This is a genomic window from Agromyces sp. P1_H4 (assembly GCF_056405255.1).
This window is the reverse complement of the sequence record NZ_JBFUCL010000433.1, coordinates 1-2,663: the sequence shown is the minus strand read 5'-3', so window position 1 is coordinate 2,663 and position 2,663 is coordinate 1. Positions and strand designations below refer to the sequence as shown.

Below are 2,663 nucleotides of genomic sequence, written 5' to 3'. Positions count from 1 at the left end.
GCCCCTCACCCGCCGGCGATGGTTCGTCATCGTCGGCGGGGCGATCCTCCCCATCGCGCTGCTCCTCACCTGGCAGCTCGTCTCGACGACAGGCCTGGTGCCGGTGTCGCAGCTGCCGTCGCCCGAGATGGTGTGGCTCGCCGCCGTCGACCTCGCCCAGCGCGGGCTGCTCGGCCTCTACGTCGCCATCTCGACGCAGCGGGTGCTCATCGGCTTCGCGTTCGGCGCCGCCATCGGCCTGGTGCTCGGCGCGATCGTCGGCCTCTCGCGGCTCGGCGACATCCTGCTCGCCCCGACGCTCGGCGCGATCCGCGCAGTGCCCTCGCTCGCGTGGGTGCCGCTGCTGATCCTGTGGTTCAAGATCGGCGAGGAGTCGAAGATCATCCTCATCGCGATCGGCGCGTTCTTCCCCGTGTACACGATCGTTGCCGCCGCGCTCCGGCACGTCGACCGGCAGCTGCTCGAGGCGGGGCGCGCGTTCGGCCTGCACGGGGTGCGGCTGTTCACCACGGTGCAGCTGCCGGCGGTCGTGCCGTCGGTGCTCGCCGGCCTCCGGCTCGCGCTCGCGCAGGCCTGGCTGTTCCTTGTGGCGGCCGAGCTCATCGCCTCGTCGATGGGGCTCGGCTTCCTGCTCAGCGACTCGGGGAACACCGGCCGCATCGACCGCATCATCCTCGCGATCATCCTGCTCGCCCTGCTCGGCAAGCTCACCGACTCGATCCTCGGGCTCGTGGAGCGCTGGGCCGTGCGCCGCTGGGCGTAGCGTCTCGCCACGGATGCCGCGGCGCCGGCCGCGGGAGCGGGCGTCGGGTCAGGCCGCGATGGTCACCAGGGCTCGCCGGCCGCGGGGACCAGCGTGCGCACCTTCGCGACGGCGTCGGGGAAGCAGGCTTCGAGGACCTCGGTGGCCGAGACCTCGTTGCCGTAGTCGCCCGTGAGGCGAAGGCCCACGATGGCGTTGATGAGCATGCCGGTGGCCATGAACTGCCGCGTCTCCTCGGCGGACATGCCGGCCTCGTCGCGGAGGAATCGCCAGATGTCGCTGAAGCCCGCGCGCGCGACCCGGCCGATCTCGGGCTCTCCGCCGAGCGCGGTGGAGTTCGCGATGACGGGGAGCATGCCCCGCTCTTCGAGCAGGCTGGTGTAGGCGGTGCCCATGCGTTCGGATCGCCCCTCGGGGTCGCCGGGCATGGCCGCCCGGAAGACGTCGATGAGACGCGCGTATGCCCGCTCGATGACGGCGATGAAGAGCTTCTCCTTCGTGCCGAAGAGCCGCACGACATAGGGCTGGCTGACGCCGGCCGCGCGGGCGACCTCGTCGGTGGTGGTGCCGACGTATGTCTTCGCCCCGAAGACCGCCGTCGCCGCCTCGAGGATGAGCTCGCGCCGGTCGGCGGCCTTCATTCGTGCAGCGGGTGCGACGTCTTCGATCGTCATGCTTGACATGTTATCAGTCGATTACTACTGTGCAAGTAATCATTCGATAACAACCAAGGAGCGCCGCCGTGTCATCCGTCACCGAAGTCGCCGCCGCACCACCTTCCCGCGCCGCCGGCCGCCGCCCGAGCCCGCTCTGGCTCGTGCTGATCGCCACCGCACTGCCCATGTTCATGGCCACGCTCGACAACCTCGTCATGACGAACGCCCTGCCCGTGCTGCACGCCGAGTTCGGGGCATCCGTCGAAGAGCTGCAGTGGTTCATGAACGCCTACACGCTCGCGTTCGCGAGCACGATCCTCATGGCCGTGGCCCTCGGCGATCGGTTCGGCCGCCGAACGCTGTTCCTCATCGGCATCGCCGTGTTCACGCTGAGCTCGGCGTTCGCGGCACTGGCCGCCGACCCGGGGCAGCTCATCGCGGCCCGCGCACTGCAGGGCTTCGGCGCCGCGGCGATCATGCCGCTCTCGCTCACGCTGCTCGTCGGGTCCGTCTCGCTGGCCCGGCGCCCGCTTGCCATCGGCATCTGGGGCGGCGTCGCCGGCCTCGGGGTCGCGACCGGGCCCCTGATCGGCGGCGCGATCCTCGAGGGCTGGGCGTGGCAGGCCATCTTCTGGATCAACGTGCCCGTCGGCGTCGTGTCCGTCGTCCTCGCCCTGCTCGCGCTGCCGAACAGCTTCGGCGCCCGGCTTCGCGCCGACATCGTGGGCCTCGTGCTCTCGGGTCTCGGGCTGCTCGCCCTGGTCTTCGGCATCGTGCGCGGCAACCCCGCCGGATGGGACAGCTTCGAGGTGATGGGCAGCCTCGTCGCGGGCGGCATCCTGCTCGTCGCCTTCGTGTTCTGGGAATGGCGGGCGAAGGCGCCGCTGCTGCCGCTGCGGCTCTTCCGCGATCGCAGCTTCAGCGTGGCCAACGTCGTCGGCTTCGGCTTCAGCTTCGCGGCGTTCGGCTCGATCTTCATCCTGATCCAGTTCCTGCAGGTCGTGCAGGGCGCGACCCCGCTCGAGGCGGCGCTGCAGACCTCGCCCTGGACGCTCGCGCCCATGGTCGTGGCCCCGATCGCGGGGCTCATCGCCCCGCGCGTCGGCACGCGCACGCTCATCGTGACCGGCCTGCTCGCCCTCGGCGGCGCCCTGTTCTGGCTGTCCGGCCTGCTGGAGGCCGACGTCACGTACGCCACGTACGTGCCGCCGTTCATGATCGCCGGCATCGGGATGGCACTGGTC

Annotated in this window: 3 protein-coding genes; 2 read left to right on the top strand and 1 reads right to left on the bottom strand. The window is 70.7% G+C overall.

The genetic code is table 11. The features are described 5' to 3' along the window. Positions 1 to 763 (top strand): ABC transporter permease (locus AC1DY2_RS18425; RefSeq protein ID WP_476763732.1); only part of this gene is annotated, 763 nt, incomplete at its 5' end. A 62-nt stretch (positions 764 to 825) separates the two neighbouring features. Here the strand turns inward: AC1DY2_RS18425 and AC1DY2_RS18420 are convergent. Next, complete coding sequence (locus AC1DY2_RS18420) at positions 826 to 1,437, bottom strand: TetR/AcrR family transcriptional regulator (protein ID WP_476763731.1); 612 nt, start codon at positions 1,435 to 1,437, stop codon at positions 826 to 828. Between the two features lie 68 nt (positions 1,438 to 1,505). On the opposite strand from AC1DY2_RS18420, the gene AC1DY2_RS18415 reads away from it, so the two are divergent. Next, positions 1,506 to 2,663 (top strand): DHA2 family efflux MFS transporter permease subunit (locus AC1DY2_RS18415; RefSeq protein WP_476763730.1); only part of this gene is annotated, 1,158 nt, incomplete at its 3' end.

What these genes read in the sequence shown, in the direction of transcription:
- AC1DY2_RS18420 (WP_476763731.1), bottom strand. Translation starts at nt 1,437, where the DNA reads ATGACGATCGAAGACGTCGCACCCGCTGCACGAATGAAGGCCGCCGAC.